This window comes from Paenibacillus senegalensis JC66 (genome assembly GCF_000285515.1).
GTDB classification, from domain to species: Bacteria; Bacillota; Bacilli; order Paenibacillales; family NBRC-103111; genus Paenibacillus_L; species Paenibacillus_L senegalensis.
Map to the genome: position 1 here is coordinate 239,357 of NZ_HE610962.1, position 15,831 is coordinate 255,187.

12 protein-coding genes and 1 pseudogene are annotated in these 15,831 nt (G+C 51.2%); 2 read left to right on the forward strand and 11 right to left on the reverse strand.

Annotated elements, in window-relative coordinates; translation table 11 throughout:
- Nucleotides 1–38 precede the first annotated feature (38 nt).
- The 6 genes and pseudogenes from PSHG_RS22020 to PSHG_RS28640 all read right to left on the reverse strand — a co-directional run bounded on the left by PSHG_RS22020 (nucleotide 39) and on the right by PSHG_RS28640 (nucleotide 7,114).
- Nucleotides 39–1,208 carry a mandelate racemase/muconate lactonizing enzyme family protein gene (locus tag PSHG_RS22020; RefSeq protein ID WP_010277858.1) on the reverse strand — a complete coding sequence of 390 codons (1,170 nt, stop codon included), beginning with the start codon at nucleotides 1,206–1,208 and terminating at the stop codon, nucleotides 39–41.
- Complete coding sequence (locus tag PSHG_RS22025) at nucleotides 1,205–2,116, reverse strand: dihydrodipicolinate synthase family protein (RefSeq protein ID WP_010277861.1); 912 nt, start codon at nucleotides 2,114–2,116, stop codon at nucleotides 1,205–1,207. The genes PSHG_RS22020 and PSHG_RS22025 overlap by 4 nt, the downstream gene beginning before the upstream one ends.
- A 114-nt stretch (nucleotides 2,117–2,230) precedes the next feature.
- Nucleotides 2,231–3,688 (reverse strand): aldehyde dehydrogenase family protein, encoded by a 1,458-nt coding sequence (locus tag PSHG_RS22030; protein WP_026021547.1) that lies wholly within the window; start codon nucleotides 3,686–3,688, stop codon nucleotides 2,231–2,233.
- Between the two features lie 39 nt (nucleotides 3,689–3,727).
- Nucleotides 3,728–5,248, reverse strand: coding sequence for an extracellular solute-binding protein (locus PSHG_RS22035; protein ID WP_010277867.1), 1,521 nt, complete (start codon nucleotides 5,246–5,248; stop codon nucleotides 3,728–3,730).
- 67 nt (nucleotides 5,249–5,315) lie between these two features.
- Nucleotides 5,316–6,197 carry a carbohydrate ABC transporter permease gene (locus tag PSHG_RS22040; RefSeq protein ID WP_010277874.1) on the reverse strand — a complete coding sequence of 294 codons (882 nt, stop codon included), beginning with the start codon at nucleotides 6,195–6,197 and terminating at the stop codon, nucleotides 5,316–5,318.
- Between the two features lie 18 nt (nucleotides 6,198–6,215).
- Nucleotides 6,216–7,114: pseudogene (locus PSHG_RS28640) on the reverse strand (ABC transporter permease).
- 947 nt (nucleotides 7,115–8,061) lie between these two features.
- Between PSHG_RS28640 and PSHG_RS31060 the strand changes: the two are divergent.
- Entirely contained in the window at nucleotides 8,062–8,229 is a 168-nt protein-coding gene (locus PSHG_RS31060; RefSeq protein ID WP_010277877.1) for a hypothetical protein, read from the forward strand.
- Nucleotides 8,230–8,381: 152 nt separating this feature from the next.
- On the opposite strand, the gene PSHG_RS22055 is transcribed toward PSHG_RS31060, so the two are convergent.
- Nucleotides 8,382–9,290 carry an aldo/keto reductase gene (locus tag PSHG_RS22055; RefSeq protein WP_010277880.1) on the reverse strand — a complete coding sequence of 303 codons (909 nt, stop codon included), beginning with the start codon at nucleotides 9,288–9,290 and terminating at the stop codon, nucleotides 8,382–8,384.
- A gap of 536 nt (nucleotides 9,291–9,826) precedes the next feature.
- Here PSHG_RS22055 and PSHG_RS29620 point away from each other — a divergent pair.
- Nucleotides 9,827–10,621, forward strand: a complete 795-nt coding sequence (locus tag PSHG_RS29620; RefSeq protein WP_010277882.1) for an AraC family transcriptional regulator — start codon at nucleotides 9,827–9,829, stop codon at nucleotides 10,619–10,621.
- Between the two features lie 48 nt (nucleotides 10,622–10,669).
- On the opposite strand, the gene PSHG_RS22065 is transcribed toward PSHG_RS29620, so the two are convergent.
- From PSHG_RS22065 to PSHG_RS28655, 4 genes are all read right to left on the reverse strand, one after another.
- Nucleotides 10,670–11,812: a bifunctional phosphoglucose/phosphomannose isomerase gene (locus tag PSHG_RS22065; RefSeq protein ID WP_010277884.1), complete on the reverse strand. Its 1,143-nt coding sequence runs from the start codon at nucleotides 11,810–11,812 to the stop codon at nucleotides 10,670–10,672.
- Nucleotides 11,812–12,687: a 2-hydroxy-3-oxopropionate reductase gene (locus PSHG_RS22070; protein ID WP_010277886.1), complete on the reverse strand. Its 876-nt coding sequence runs from the start codon at nucleotides 12,685–12,687 to the stop codon at nucleotides 11,812–11,814. The genes PSHG_RS22065 and PSHG_RS22070 overlap by 1 nt, the downstream gene beginning before the upstream one ends.
- A gap of 25 nt (nucleotides 12,688–12,712) precedes the next feature.
- Nucleotides 12,713–14,734: an alpha-amylase family protein gene (locus PSHG_RS28650; protein ID WP_010277888.1), complete on the reverse strand. Its 2,022-nt coding sequence runs from the start codon at nucleotides 14,732–14,734 to the stop codon at nucleotides 12,713–12,715.
- 84 nt (nucleotides 14,735–14,818) lie between these two features.
- Nucleotides 14,819–15,784 (reverse strand): D-2-hydroxyacid dehydrogenase, encoded by a 966-nt coding sequence (locus PSHG_RS28655; RefSeq protein ID WP_010277890.1) that lies wholly within the window; start codon nucleotides 15,782–15,784, stop codon nucleotides 14,819–14,821.
- Between the last annotated feature and the right edge of the window lie 47 nt (nucleotides 15,785–15,831).

A 15,831-nucleotide genomic window follows, 5' to 3' on the forward strand; every position in this document is an offset into this window, starting at 1 on the left:
AAAATCTTACATCTTACGCCGGGAAAGCTGCTGTGCCGTTATTGCAAAGCTTGCGATGTGCGGTCCTGAAGCTGGTGGACCGAAACCTTCCCCCAGCTCAGATCATCCGCTCTGTAATTTTCGACCTGCTGCCAGTCCAGCTCCATGCCGAGACCCGGCTGGTCGCGTCCGGGCAGGATCAAGTAGCCGTCCTTGTACTCCACAGGTTTTTTAACGATATCCCCTACGTAGAGCGCAGGGCCGGTAGGGTCCGAGATATAGGTCAAGTTGGCAAGAGAGCCACCCAGATGAGCCATTGCCGCCGTACCTACGGACAGCTCCTGTGTCGTTCCGATCAGACAGCCTTTGCCGGCAATTTCAGCTGCCGCAGCTGCTTTTCTCGCACAGGTCAGCCCGCCGATAAAAATTGGGGAAATATTGAAAACATCGACAGAATCATGCCGGATCATCTCGTGCTGCTGGCGGAAGCTCCATACGTGCTCGCTGACCGGATGGTCCACCTTCATCCGGAAGTGGTGCAGGCCTTCGTAATCATTCTGGGCCGCCGGGCTTTCGATCAACTGAAAATCATACGCTGCAAACCGTTTGACAGCTTGCAGAGCCAACCGCCAATCTAGCAAGTGGCTAAAATCGAGAGATTTGATCGTTACCTTGGACCCGAATTCCTGCTTGACCTTGCTCAGGAAGGCCTCGTCCGCATCCAGATTTTTGCCGACATACAGCCTGAAAACATCAAAGCCCTGCCCATATCGCTTGCGGACCACTGCCAGATTCTGCTCTACCTCTTCCATGAAACGGTGCCTAAATATAGGGTAGCACACCTTGATCTTCTCACGTATCCTTCCTCCCAGCAGCTCGGAGACAGAAACGCCGAGCGCTTTGGCGCATAAGTCATGGAGGGCCGCATCGATTCCGTTGCGGATAAAATTGCCCTTTTCATAATAGAACAGCGTTTCCGGATAATTGCTAAGCAATTGTTGATTGATCAGGGACAGATCGAACGGATTCCGGCCGAGCAGAATCGATTTGAGGATCGCCTCCATATCCCGGATATCTAGTGAATAATGCGGCAGATGGGAGAAATCGGACATTTCCCCGATCCCTGTCCAGCCATCGTCCGATTCTATTTCCACAATAACATGTTTACAGACGAACCCGGTATGCCTCGGCATGCCGATGACCGTCAGCCTGACATCCGATATTTTCATCGGGCGGTCATCCCCCATTTCTGTATAATTCGCGACAATTCCCGCTTATCCTCCTCATTGAGCGGCTTGACGGGCTCCCGGGTAGTGCCGGCCCTTAGTCCCAGCTGCTCCATCGCTTCCTTCACGACAATGACATTGTTTCCTGCATTGTATTTCGCACGCAGCTCTTCAAAAGGCAGCGCCTCATCCCATAGATGCCACACCTTCGACCACTCTTCCCCGCGAAGGGCTTGAAGCATAGCCATCGATAAAGCGGGATTTACATTGACCAGGCCGGAAGTAAAGCCTCTCGCTCCCGCATGATAGAAGAACGGCGCCCACTTCTCAGCAGTTCCGCAAATCCAGGCAATCCCGTATTCAGCCGGAAGGGCACGGACCGTCGCCGCAAACCGCGGCAGGTCGTTGATGGCGTACTTGACTCCTACACACCTGTCCAAGGGAGCCAGCTCCAGCAGAATATCGTCCGACACAGCGGCATCTCTTAAATACAATACCGACGGCAGCTCCACATGCTCAATGATTTTGCGGTAATAAGCAGCGGCTCCCGGCGTCGTGATATAAGGATGGACAGGCTGATGAATCATGACGCCGTCCGCTCCGGCGCGCGCCGCATACTGTCCCAGTTCAATAGCGGTCTCAGCTGAGTAACCGATCCCGGCTATAACAAGAGCCCTTCCATTAACCAGTTTCACCACTTTCCGGGTTACTTCCTTTGCTTCCTCCAGAGTAAGAGAATAGAATTCCCCGGTATTGCCGCAAGGGACAATAACCTCCGCTCCGCTAGTTATAAGAAACTCAATGTTGGATTCCAGTCCGGCCCAATCGATCGCCCCGGTATCCTCGTCAAACGGCGTTATCGATATCGCGCACAGGGTCTCCAGTCTTTTGCCGAAAGCCTTGTAATCCATGCTAACTCCTCCCCTATATGGTTTCTCTCCCGACTCTTCGTCTCTGCCGCCTGGGTCATGGTAAATCGGACTGCGGCCGCAAGACCAGCCCAACGATCATCACATGCCCACTACTTATGGAGTGACCAGCACTGTTTTCACCTGGGTGAAAAATTCAATGGCCGCCCTGCCCTGCTCACGGGAATAGGAGCTCGACAGCTTCATGCCGCCAAACGGAGCCTGCAGCTCTACTCCGGCGGTTTCCCCGTTCACCTTAACCAGACCCGCTTCGATGCCGTTAATGAAGCGCTGGGCCTGCTTCTGGCTATTCGTAAATACGGAAGCGGCCAGCCCGTACCGCACTCCGTTGGCAAGCTCAAGAGCATGATCCAGATCGCCCGCTTCCATGATAGCGAGAACGGGTCCAAACACCTCCTCCTGTGCCAGATAAGACTGCGGCTCTACCCGGTCAAAAACAGTCGGCTCTATGTAATAGCCGCGGGCAAAATCCCCCTCAGTCCGGGCCCGGCCCCCGGCAAGCACCCTTGCTCCTTCCTGCAGTCCTCTCTCTATGCTCTCCAGAATGGACTCATACTGTCCCTTGGAGACGACCGGACCGAGATAGCAGTCCTCCTCCTGCGGATTTGACAGCTTGATGCTGTCCGCCTTTTCCACCAGCAGTGAGGTCAGACGCTCCCTGACCGGCTTCTCAACGATCACCCTGCTGGTTGCCGTGCATTTCTGGCCGGCGGAACGCATCGCAGCGCTTATAATCGTATCGGCGGCCCGCTCCAGATCGGCATCGGCCAGCACTATGGTTGAGTTCTTGCCTCCCATCTCCAGCTGGTATTTGGCGTGGCGGGCGGAAGCCTGGCGGGCAACTTCCCTGCCTACCATATCGGAGCCGGTAAACGAGATGCCCGTCACCTGCGGATGCTCCAAAAGGCGCTGCCCCACCACGGAGCCGGAGCCGCTGACCAACTGCACGACGCCGGGCGGAAGCCCGCTTTCCTCCAGAAGCTGCATCAGCCGGGCGGCCGTTATTACAGCATGCTCCGCAGGCTTCCAAACGACCGTGTTGCCAAAGATGATGGCCGGAGCCAGCTTCCAAACCGGAATCGCTGCGGGGAAATTCCACGGGGTAATTAAGCCGACGACGCCCAGCGGCACTCTCGTTGTATACAGCTGGGAAACTCCGTCCGAGGCAGGCAGCACTTCCCCTATGCCCCTCATCCCTTCGCCGGCGTAGTAGCGGAACAGCAGCACCGCACGCTGCACCTCCCCGCGGGCTTCGCCGATCGGCTTGCCCATCTCGAGCGTCAGCAGCTGCGCAAGCTCCTCCTTCCGCTCCTCCAGAAGCTGGGCAGCTTTGAACAGAAACGATGCCCTCTCCATTCCAGCCAGCCCCGACCAGCGGGGGAGCTCCCGCCGTGCTCCCTGCACGGCGGCATCCACATCGGAAGCGGTCAGCTGAATGCTGCGGCCGACCAGCCGCTCCGTATCCAGAGGGCTGTAATGTTCTTTGATGTTCCGTTCCCCCGGCTCGATCCAATGGCCGTCAATATATGAAGTTCTTTCTATTATTCCTGTCACTGTCACTTTTTTCTCCCTCCTATCTAGGTTTGCGGCTTCTTACTGCTGCAGCTTGGCGTACTCCTCTGTAAACTCAGCGATCACCTGGTTGCCCCCGGCTTTCTTCCAATTTTCGATCTCCGCTTCCCATTCGTCCTCGTCGATTTTACCCATGATAAACTTCGTTATCGCATCGCGGATTAACGTATCCAATTCCCCGCCCTTTTCCCAATAAGTTTTGGAATTCAGCGTCAGAGCAATATTCGGAACTACATTCGGAAGATTTTCCTCAGCGACCTGCCATCCCTTTTCCTGAAGCTCATTTAATTTCAGCGGCAGACCTTTCCCGGTGACTTCGAACGACGGCAGGCTGTCGCGGTAAGGCTTGACTTCCAGATTAAACAAGGTTAAATCGATGAACTCCGCCATGCCATCATCCGTTTTCTTGAAGTGCTTGCCTTCAATGCCCCGGGTAAGCAGCGTGGACATTTCCGCATCCAGCAGCTTGTCGAAGAAAGTGAGCAGCTGCTTCAGCTCCTCCTCCGTCTTGACACTTGACTTGGGAAAAACAAAGAATCCGTTGTTGCCCGGCTCAGCCGGGAGCCGATTCCCTTCGGGCCCTCTGTACGGTGTAACATTGACCACAGCGTCCGGCACCGCCTTCGACAAGTTGTCATAGGAAGTAGCAGCGGCGGAGGCTACCGTATTGATACGGATCGCGGTTTTACCGGAATTCCACTTATTATCCGCATCAGCCGATTGCACGACAGCGAAATCCTGGTTGATCAAATTTTCTGCAAACAATCTTCTCAGCAGCTTCATCGAATCCAGATATGGCTTGGTCATGAATTCCGCTACAATCTGACCATCTTCCACGCCCCATTTGTTAGGCGCTCCCTGTGATACCGCGAAGCGGGTTAGGAAGGAGCGGCTTGATGCCGTATCGTTGTACGATTTATCCAGATAAAACCCGTAAGTGTCCCTCTGCCCGTTCTTGTCAGGATCGCTTTCTGCCACCTTCTTCATCAGCTCATACCAGTCATCCAGCGTTACCGGGATATCCAGTCCCAGTTCATTGAACCAATCTTCACGGTACACGAGCCCCGCTCTGCCGATATCCCGGTATAGCGGAAGTCCGTATATCTTGCCATCCACCTTGATATTGTCATAGAACATCGGATTGACCTCAGACAGATTGGGGTAGTCAGCGAGCAGCGGGCCAATTTCCCAAAATAGCCCGGATTGAATAGCGTTCAATGTAGTCGCATTGTAGGTTAATTTAAACGCTTTAGGCATCTCGCCGGATGCGATCATAATATTCTTCTTGTCTTCAAAAGCGGCGGATGGGATCCATTGGATACTAAGCTTCGTATTGGTGTATCTTTCGATCGCCTGCTCGATTTCACTGCCTCTTTTGGGAGCTTCTCCTACCTGTGGCGTAGCGATCGTGACTTCAAGCGGCGCGGAATCGGACGATCCCTGTGTTCCCCGCTGCGCACCCTGATTTTGGGCGCATCCTGCGAGTGCTCCCGCTGCAAGCAGCAGAGAAGCAAGCAGAGCGGCATGACGTGGCTTGTTCATAAGTAAACCTCCCATCTAGTAATGAAAGCGGAATGTATCGTAAAAGATCAACCGGCCAAGCGGACGATTATCCTTTTACCGAACCGAGCATGACTCCTTTGGCAAAATGCTTCTGCAGGAACGGATAAACGATAATGATCGGAATAGTGGCCACGACTATGGAGGCCATCCGGATCGTCTGCGGCAAGTAGTCGTTCGGGTCCTGCTGGACCGTCGTGTCGCCGATTCTGTCCTGGGAGAGCAGAACGATCTCGCGCAGCACAATCTGCACCGGCCATTTGGCGGAATCATTAATGTACATCACCGCACTAAAGAACGTGTTCCAATGGCCTACCGCATAGAACAGGCCGAAGGTCGCCATAGCCGGCATCGACAGCGGCAGCACGATGCGGAACAAGACCCCGAGATCGTTGCAGCCGTCAATTTTGGCCGAGTCCTCCAACCCGTCCGGAATTTGCTGGAAAAAGTTTTTCAGAACAATAAGATTGAAAGCACTAATGGCGCTGGGAATCATGAGCGACCAGTACGTATTGATCATGCCGAGCGATTTGACTACAAAATAAGTCGGAATCATCCCCCCGCTGAACAGCATCGTCAGCAGCACCATCAAAAGGATGGGCCGCCTTCCCCGCAATGTCGTCTTGGCTAAGGGATAGGCCATAAATGAGGTAAATACCAGGTTGATAAAGGTTCCAAAAACGGTCACATAGATGGACACCAGAATGCTGCGAATCATCGTATCGGTGGAGAAAATGTACCGGTAGGCGCCCAAAGTCATTTCTGACGGAAATAACAGCAGCCCGCCTCTGGCCACTTCCTCCGGCGTCGCAAACGATACGGCTGTAATATACAGAAACGGGATTACTGTCATGACCGAAATCAGGGTGAGTAAAGTGTAATTGACTGTCGAAAAAATACGATTGCCCAGGCTTTTATCTTCCAAAGTCATCGCTTGTCCGCCTCCATTCTAATATACTCCCTCTTCGCCGCATTTCTTGGCCAGCCAGTTGGCACCTACTACAAGCACGAGGCCGACCAGAGATTTGAACATGCCGACAGCCGCACTATAGCTGTACTGGGCCTGGGTTAGTCCCTTCATGTAGACATACGTGTCGAAGACTTCCCCCACCTCCCGGTTAAGAGAGTTCAGCATCAGAAAAATTTGCTCGAAGCCCGTATCGAGAAAGCTCCCCAGCCGAAGAATGAACAGAATGACAATCGTGCTCCTTATCGAGGGAAGGGTTATGTGCCACAGCTGCCGCCAACGTCCGGCCCCATCGATCCGGGCGGCCTCATAGAGCTGAAGATCGACCCCGGATAAGGCAGCCAGAAAAATAATCGTCCCCCACCCGGCCTCTTTCCAGATAGACTGACTGATAATCATCGTCCGGAACCAGTCCTCGCTTAGAAGAAACGGAATTTTCTCCATGCCCAGCCGGGCAATAAATTCATTGACGATTCCGCCTTCCGTCGTAAACAGCACATAGAAAATTCCGACGGCCACTACCCAGGAAACAAAATGAGGCAGGTAGAGCAAGGTTTGGGCGAAACGCTTAAATACTTCTTTGCGAACTTCATTCAGCATCAGCGCCAGAATAATAGGCAGCGGGAAAAAAAGACGAGATTGTAAATAGCGAGCAATAAAGTATTTCGGAACAGCATCCAGAACTGCGGCTCGGCAAAAAACCGTTCAAAATGCTTCAGTCCCACCCACGGACTTCCCAGGAAACCAAGATGAGGCTGATAATCCTGAAAGGCCATAATTAATCCCCACATAGGCACGTATTTAAAAATGATAAAATACAGGACGCCCGGGGCTAATAGAAAGTACAACCACCGGTCTCTGACAATATCCCGAACGAGCATTGACTTGGGGATTCGGTTTCGCTGCAAATGGGGCAGAGCCTGCTGTTGATTCATCCGCCATCCTCCTGACTTCAATTGTTCATTTCGTAGAGCGCTTACATTTCACATCTTATGTCAGGCTTGGATGACGGGCAATAGTACTGATCAAACCTCATGCTGCAGGCCAGGCGCAACAGCGTTAAGCCAGGCTTGGCCAGGGGGATCTGAAGCTGTTCACCCGGCTTAAACTATCCTCGTTTATCCTTCAATCGTATTGGTTTAACCTCACTGATTCCCTGAGTATCGGAAGTTTCCCCCCTCCCTCTTTGATAACAGAAAAGGACGTTCCCGCTTTAAACGGCATATGCAAGAATTAACCCGGTCAAGTATCGAAGGTTAGAAGCATTATTGAGGGGGGAATTTTTGACCCTGGCGAGATGTTCTGCGCTAACGCTGGCCACGGAGCTTATTCGGCCAAAAACAGGCACTTTGAAATTTTAACGCTGGCCACGGAGCCTATTTGCTGTTTTGCACCGTCAAAACGGGCATTTCGTCACAAATAGCGCTCCTCACAAGCGTTACAATTTTCAGGTGGCCAAAATGGCCGAAATAGCGCTTGTGACAAGCGTTACGCAAAAAAAGGTACCGCAAGCCCTGTAAAAGCAGCCTACTGCACCTTGTTTCCTCATCTATTCTTCTGATGTTACTCTATACCTATCTCTATTTCCTAATGTTACTCTATTTAAATCCCATTTACAGCCCGCCTACTGTATGCCAGTTTTCAACAGCGCTTGTACCACCGCACTTGTTCTACAGCACTTGCTACACGGGACTTGATGCACTTGTACTACAGCATTTGTCCCACAGACTTGCTCCCACGTCATTTGATGCACTTGTTCTACAGGTTCTACAGCACTTGATGCACCTTCACAGGTCTGATATAGTCGACTGTTGGGAGGGATGCACGGATGATCCTGCTGGAATCACTTATGGTAGCTGTTGTTATTTGCGTAGGCTGGGTATTGTTCGATCTAATCAAAACAAAAAAACTTTCCAAAGAATCGCTGGTCCAATCTACCTTTATTGGGCTGCTGGGTGCTTTGGTCTGGCTTGTTTTAGGGCTACTGCTCCCATAATGACCGACTAGACAGCAACGAATCTACCGAAAACACAACGGGGAGCTTTTCGGGAAAGCAAGAGCTTCCTTGAGCAAGCAAGAGTTTCTTTGAACAAGCAGGTGCTTCTATAGAGCAAGCAGCAGCTTCTATAGAGCAAGCGGGCTCTTCTATTAAACAATATCTAAACCGACCTTTCGATCAGGCGGAGGAAAAGCTTGATCGAGTTGAGCCAGTTGTTTTTCAGATAAACGGATCGAGGCGGCCTTGGCATTGTCCAGCACATGGTTCTGCTGCACCGCTTTTGGAATGGCGATCACATCCCCATTACGGATACTCCACGCCAAAATCAGCTGTATCGGGGAAACATCATGGGCATCTGCGATACTCTGTACGGTCGGGTGAGTAGTCAGCTCCTGGCGGAGCAATCCGCCTTGGGCAATTGGACAGTAAGCCATGAGCGGTATCCCCTCTTTTCTCATCCAGGGCAATAAATCGTATTCAATCCCTCTTGAGCCCAAATGATACAGCACCTGATTGGTAGCACATCGGCTCCCGCCATCACAGGCCCACAGCTCCTTCATTTCATCCGTATCAAAATTAGAAACGCCCCAGCGTGCGATTTTCCCTTCCTTGCGCAGCTCTTCCATTCCATCTACTGTTTCCTGCAGCGGAATATTTCCCCGCCAGTGAAGCAGATACAAGTCTAAGTAGTCTGTACCCAGGCGCTGTAAGCTGTTCTCACATGCTTTTCGAAGGGACTTTCGTCCTGCGTGATGGGGATAAACTTTGCTGACCAAAAACACCTGGTCCCGTATTCCGCGAATCGCCTCTCCGGTAACCTCTTCCGCGCCGCCCTCTCCATACATTTCCGCGGTATCTAGCAGCGTCATACCCAGCTCCAAGCCTAATTGCAAAGCCTTCACTTCTTTCTCTTTCTCCCCCGGCCGTTCGCCCATCCGCCAGGTTCCCTGACCAATCGCTGGAACTTGGGTGCCATCGGGAAATTTAACAGTCCGCTCTTCGTTCGCTTTTCTTACCGCCTGCCGTTCACTGGAATTCATAGAATGAGATTGATTCATCGATTCTACCTCCTTGATAACTGTGGTTTCTTTTTTCAGCATTTTGCATAAATCCCAGAGAAGCCTTTAATCAAACAAGATATAGCTCAAAACGGTTTTAGTTTGTCTATATCTTGTTACCATCTGTAGATGAAATCGAATTATGCAAAATGCTCTTTTACTAAAATGACTATTCTCGTTTCAGACGCTTATCTGCAATATAACCTTAAGCCCGCACTTCCGGTTTTTTTGATATTATGGATAGTTATTAATTCTATTGTGGTTACCATAATCCTGCCGGGTCTAATCAGAAGCACCTGCTGCAAAAAGGGGCAGCTGCAAACAGCGGATATAGCAATAGTCTCAGTAATAGTCCCAGTAATAGTCTCAGCAATAGATTCAGCAACAGCTCCAGAAGTGCTCTAGAAAAGCTGCAAACAACTAGTCTGATACTGGTCGACCAACGATGCCCTATTGCCAGTTCATATTCCGCTATCCCATAATGAGCTTAGCTTTAAGCGTGGGAAAGTCATTTTATACTATGAGGGAGGCATTCTATGATTACAGTTCATTCTTCGTACGCCCATGATTTTGACCGTCATTGGAAGCTGGAAGAATCGCGAACGGAATCTAATATTTTATTGTTTATCACTAAGGGAAGTTTGTACTACTGGGTTGATAAGGAGGAAGTTCATTTGCAAAAAGGGGAAGCCCTGTTCATTCCACAAGGCTCTCTAAGACATGGAGCTTCGGATCAGGTGTCCGACCACCAGCGGTATTCAACTCATTTCAGCTTGCATGTTCAATCCAAGGATAATCCATGGATCCGCAATTTGCAGCGTCATTGGAAAGTGACGATCTCTAACCCCGACTATGTTAAGCAGCGATACGTAACTTTAAATCAGCAGTGGCTGGCCAAGTTCCCCTATTATTCAGAGATTTGCCAAGCAATTTTGTGCGAAATCCTGTCTATTATGATGCGCGATAAAGAAAGCGCTTTAACTCCGTCCATCAAGGTTGGACATATTATGGAGCTGAAAAAATACATTTTCCATCATTACCGGGAAAAAATTCTCCTCAAGGAGCTGGCCGATCATATTGACCGTACCCCCAATTATGTAAGCACGATTTTTAAGGAGGTGACCGGCCAGACGCCCGTGGAGTACATCCAATCCGTCCGCATATCTGCGGCCAAGGAGATTCTCGTAAACCATTCCATGTCCATTGCCGAAGTAGCCGACTATCTGGGATTCTGCGATCCTTTTTATTTTCATCATGTGTTTAAAAAAGTAACGGGCTACGCCCCTTCCGCCCTGTTGAAGGACCGCAAAACGATTAAGCGGAAGCTCTAGCGGTACTGAATTATTGAATGATTGGATTGGCCGTTCCGCTGCGCCCTCCTAGCTGCTTGCGGTATATTTTTCTCTAAAGCGGTTAATCGTTTGGCTCCATGCCGGATTGGTTCCGTACAGAAAAGCCAAATAAAGGGAAGCATAATCGAATAAATACAGCAGAGAGCACAGCCGCGCCAACCGGCTATCGCCAACCGAATCTATCATCGTGAGCTCTGCGTTTCTTTCAAGCAGAACTTCACTGGTTTTCTCTATTCGCCGGATCATCCTGGCCGAATCTTCCTTATCGCGGATTAAGGTAAAGTGAAAGGAGCGAATCGTATCCTCATCGGCATCCCAGCCATAAGCATCCTCGTGGTGCAGGGCAGACATGGCGCTGCTGATGGCCATCCGCTTGCTGTTTTCCGCCAGCTGTGAGCGAAAACGTATGGCGGCGGATGCCGTGAACGGATCGGTTCCGTAGATAACCGGGACCCGCCCGTGAAGATCTATCGCAAGCTGCTTGGCCGGGTTAGACTCGGTCAGACTGTCTTCACTATACCGGGCCTTCAGTGTGCCGAACAGGTCTATCGTTTCCGCGATTCCTGGCCCGGGATCTCGGATCAAACCAAGACGGTGCAAAATAACAAGCACAGGGATAAGCACATGGCTGACAGAAACAATGCGGGGAATTTTACCGCCTGGTATGGTGAAGCAGAGCTGGCCGTTCTTGGCGGCCGTTTCCCGGAAAGCTTCTCCGGCCGTCAATACCATGATCTGGGCACCCTTGCTCTGGGCAGAGGCGTACGCGCTGACAATTTCTTCGGATTGGCCGGAATAATTAGCTATAATGACCAAAGTATGCTCATTTACGAAAGCAGGCATTTCATGGCTTTGATGCATAATTACAGGCAGCTTTAATTCATCGGCCAAAAGAGAGCGTGCAAGCTGCAAGCTGCTCACCGGCCCGCCTCCTACGCTGCAAAATACGATTTGCCTCAGCCTGTCCCCGAGCGCTGGAACATCAAGCTTCCGCGCCTCGGCATAGCCTTCGGCACACAATCGATCATAATCAAACGTTTGGCGCAGCATCTGCTTGCTATCCAATTCAACCAATTCAGCCTTATTATCCAAAATTGCCGGGGATTCAAGCTTGGCATTCCCCTGCTTGTCTGGCTGTGCAGCCTTATTAATAGTCTGTTTGTCCGCCATTATTTCGCCGCCTTTCCCACCGGAAACAAACGGTGCAGTGAACTGTGATCTTCCTCAGAGAAGCCCTGCTTCGATAGATCATGGAATAATTCAAGAACACGATCGGAAAACTCAAGCTTGGCGCCTGTTTCCTCCGCCATAGTCACTACATTGCGCAAATCTTTGGCATGCAGCTTGACGCGGAATCCCGGTGTGTACTGCTCGTCACGAATGTTATTGATCTTCGTATCCATGACCCGGCTTCCCGCCAGCCCGCCTTTGATTGCCTCATAGGCGGAAGCCGGATCGATTCCAGCCTTCTTGCCAAAAGCAAACGCTTCGGCCACTGCCGCCAGATTGATTGCTACGATCATTTGATTCATTAGCTTAACTGTGTTGCCCGCTCCAATCTCTCCTACGCGGTGAACCGACTTGCCCATTGTTTTCAGCAGGGGAAGGCAGCGTTCAAATACTTCCTCTTCCCCGCCAACCATTATGGCAAGTGTCGCTTCAATAGCTCCTATCTCTCCTCCACTGACCGGCGCGTCCAGCATATGCACGCCTTTTGCCTTAAGCTTCTGAGCGATCTGCTGCGCTGCCAAGGGGTGGATGGAGCTCATGTCGATGAGCGTTGTGCCTGGAGAGAGGCCATGAATTAGCCCTCTCTCTCCCAGCACAACCTCTTTGACATCCGGGGAATCCGGCAGCATCGTGATGATGATATCGCATGCTTCAGCCACATGCGCCGGGTCCCTGCCCACAGCGGCGCCAAGCTTCGCCAGCTCCTCCACCGATGGGCGGCTTCGATTGTATACAGTCAGGGAATTGCCTGCCTTAAGGATATGGGCAGCCATCGGCTTGCCCATGATGCCCAGACCGATAAAGCCAACCTTCATCGCTTACGCCTCCTTTTCGTTGGTTTCATGATTGCTCATTCGTCTTAATCACCACTGCCGCATAATCGTGAAGTTCGTCGATGAAAATGACCGCATCTTTGCCGTCGGAAGTACAGCCCACCTCTTGATCCTCCACCAAATTATGGGCCGACCGGCAGCCGGAGAGACCAGGGAGCGATACTTCAATGCCCCGGACAGGAAGAGGATCATGATAGGTCACTCCGTTAAATCCGGATAAATTGAGCAGCTGCAGCATGTATTCCCCATCGTTCAGTCGGTTGAAGAAGATTTCTACGCTCGCCGGAGCGTTAGTGGACAACCTATGACTGCCTCCGGAAATGGCGTCCAGTATATCCAGAACGACATTTTTATGATCCTCATATCCGTACTTGTAATAATGCTCTCCAACCGCCCAAGGGAAATAGGCCGCCTGCCCAGCGCCTGCCCTTTGCCGGATCCAGGCTCCCGGAAACTCCGACCGGCTGTGCCCGGCTGCGCGTTCAGGCGGACCGAAGGTAGCCTGCCTAATATAAGTCATAGGGGAAGCTGCCCCCTCTTCAAGTTCCACGCAAACAAATCCACCGTCTACAATGATCCAGTCTCTATCGGGGAAACGCTTAAACACGGATTTATCGGTAGTTTCCAAATAAGCGGAAACAGCCCGTGTTGCTTCTTTTACCTCCACTACTGAAGCTCCATATACGTCACTCGCCCAAGCCCGCTGTGTCTCATGCCCGGCAAATGAGGTTCCGGTGGCAATCAGATGCACGCCCCGCTCATTAAGAATTTTCAGCGTCTGCAGTACGTTTGTCTCCGGCTCCGCCATGTCCGGTACGATTACGATCTTATAGCGGCAATCCGGGCCAAGCCGCCCGGCCACCTGACTCTGAACGACTACATCGAAAGGGAGGTGGGCTTCCTTCAGCATTTTGAACAGGCCCAAGTATTCTGCTGAATCACGGACAAAGAGCGATTCCGGTTTGATTAGGGCAATCTCCGCCACAGACTGCAGCTGGCCGAATCGCTCCTCATGCTCTTGATGAAAACGGAAGATTGCCGCTGTATCTTTGAAATTCTCTTTATCGGGATATCCGTCAAAGACACCAATGATGCAAAAGTCCAACCCCGATCCGCTCGCCAAGCTTTCATACAGACGAATTTTGACTTCATTGCTGGATACACCGGTAAACCGGTACAACAAATCGATTGCATTAATGCAGCAGTTGCTTACCAGCTTGTCATCCCACGAATCCTCGACCGACTTGACGTTTTCCGATGCCGAATACTGCCACACCGGATGCGGCCGGTGGATCGCCGTGTTCGATTCTTTGCGGATAATGTCCACCTTATGGGGATGGTAGGTCGAGATCGCAATGTCTCTGTTTTTGCTCTGAACCAATTCATGAATCCGGTCCAGCATCTCCCGGGTTGTCACTTGTTGAAATTGCTTATACGCCCGGTAAACGGAATCGTCAGAATCTTCGGTTAGGGGCAGCTCCATCCCGAACATCTCTTGAAATCGCGCCTTGCAGTTGGAGCAGAAGCAAATGCCGTAATGCTTGCCGCTGTAGTCCCAATTTTGATAACCGAACATGTTGAAAAAGATACCGTCCACATCATAACGGGTCAGCACTTCGTTGATGATCTTAAGCGAATACGATCTCTGATATTCCCCATTCAGACAAGTATGCATGATCCCATGATAATTAACAGGCTGCCCCTCCCGGTTATGGTAAAACCATTCCGGCTTCTTCGCATACAAGCTTTCATGGGCTTTGCTGAAATCGAAGCGGGCAATGAATTTCATGTCATTGGCATGAGCCTGGGTGATGGCCTCCTGCAGCAAATCCTTCGTCTGGGCGGGTGCACGGTAGTGGTACTCAAGCTCCGTAGGGTAAAAGGCGATAATCCCTCCGGCATTCATCATCAGCACATTCGCCGAAAAAGCTTTCAAATCTTCCATTAACCGTCCCACATCAAGATTGGCATCGATTTCTCTCAAGTTGTTCTGAATAAGCCTTAAGCGGTTGTTCTCCCACCACGGCATTGCATTCCCTCCTTAAGCTCTTAAGCTATAGCTGTGCTTTTCTTTTCCTTTCAACAATCATAGCTTCCGGTTCTCCCGATAAAATCAGTAGCCTTTGCCAAACTGTCTTACATTGACCATTTCAGACATTCGGCCTGCCACAAAGTGTCCCAAGTTCTCCATAAACACCGAGCTGAACCTTGCTCCGAAGCCATCCCCGGCACCCGCATAATGCGGCGTAATAATGATATTATCGAGCTTCCAAAAAGGGCTCTCCTCCGGCAAATAACCGTGTTTAAACTCCTCCACAAACACGTCCAGGGCCGCTCCCGCTATTTTCCGGTTTTGCAGGGAGTCCAGCAGCACTTCCTCGTTAATCAGCGCCCCGCGGGAAATGTTGATCAAATAGGAATCCGGCTTCATCACGGCAAATTGCTCTTTGTCGATCAAATTCGCCGTTTGCTCGGTAAGCGGAAGCGTGAGAATGTTAAAATCGCTCTGAGCAAGAACTTCATTAATTTGCTCCGGCGTATAAATGGCGTCAAACTCGGGAAGCTCCCGCCCATCCGTATTGATTCCGATCGTCTTCATGCCGAAGGCACGGGCTCTTACCGCTGTTTCCGTACCGACATCGCCAGTCCCGATAATTCCCGCCGTTTTGCCGCTTAAATTACGGACAGGGCCGGCTTTTTTCCAGGCATGGTCGAACTGATTTTTCATCACGACTGCGCTTTGACGCACCAGCATCAGCATTTTGCATAGAATATCCTCCGAAATAGGAACCCCCATTGCCCCCCGGGCATTGATGACGATGACCCCCCGCTCCTTCAAATAATCCATCGGCAGCCGTTCAATCCCGATATGGGCCACCTGAACCCAGCGGACCTTGTCGCATTGTTCAAGAAAATCCTGCTGCAGCGTCCGGTGATTGGCAATGATAATGTCGGCATCGGCATATTCCTTGCTGTCAACAAGCTCCTGCTCCGAGCCGTATTGCTTGACCTCCAGGCCAAGCGTGTTCATTTCCTCCAATTGTTCAGGTGCGAAGCGGTATGTGGATACGAGTTTCATTGGGAAAAATCCTCCTCTGTAATTACGAAATGGCTTTAATAATTGAG

Excerpts from the sequence above, each read along its gene's own strand:
- PSHG_RS22040 (WP_010277874.1), bottom strand. The coding sequence starts at position 6,197 with ATGACTTTGGAAGATAAAAGCCTGGGCAATCGTATTTTTTCGACAGTC.
- PSHG_RS31060 (WP_010277877.1), top strand. The coding sequence starts at position 8,062 with ATGATCCTGCTGGAATCACTTATGGTAGCTGTTGTTATTTGCGTAGGC.
- PSHG_RS29620 (WP_010277882.1), top strand. The coding sequence starts at position 9,827 with ATGATTACAGTTCATTCTTCGTACGCCCATGATTTTGACCGTCATTGG.
- PSHG_RS22055 (WP_010277880.1), bottom strand. The coding sequence starts at position 9,290 with ATGAATCAATCTCATTCTATGAATTCCAGTGAACGGCAGGCGGTAAGA.
- PSHG_RS22020 (WP_010277858.1), bottom strand. The coding sequence starts at position 1,208 with ATGAAAATATCGGATGTCAGGCTGACGGTCATCGGCATGCCGAGGCAT.
- PSHG_RS28650 (WP_010277888.1), bottom strand. The coding sequence starts at position 14,734 with ATGCCGTGGTGGGAGAACAACCGCTTAAGGCTTATTCAGAACAACTTG.
- PSHG_RS22065 (WP_010277884.1), bottom strand. The coding sequence starts at position 11,812 with ATGGCGGACAAACAGACTATTAATAAGGCTGCACAGCCAGACAAGCAG.
- PSHG_RS28655 (WP_010277890.1), bottom strand. The coding sequence starts at position 15,784 with ATGAAACTCGTATCCACATACCGCTTCGCACCTGAACAATTGGAGGAA.
- PSHG_RS22025 (WP_010277861.1), bottom strand. The coding sequence starts at position 2,116 with ATGGATTACAAGGCTTTCGGCAAAAGACTGGAGACCCTGTGCGCGATA.
- PSHG_RS22070 (WP_010277886.1), bottom strand. The coding sequence starts at position 12,687 with ATGAAGGTTGGCTTTATCGGTCTGGGCATCATGGGCAAGCCGATGGCT.
- PSHG_RS22035 (WP_010277867.1), bottom strand. The coding sequence starts at position 5,248 with ATGAACAAGCCACGTCATGCCGCTCTGCTTGCTTCTCTGCTGCTTGCA.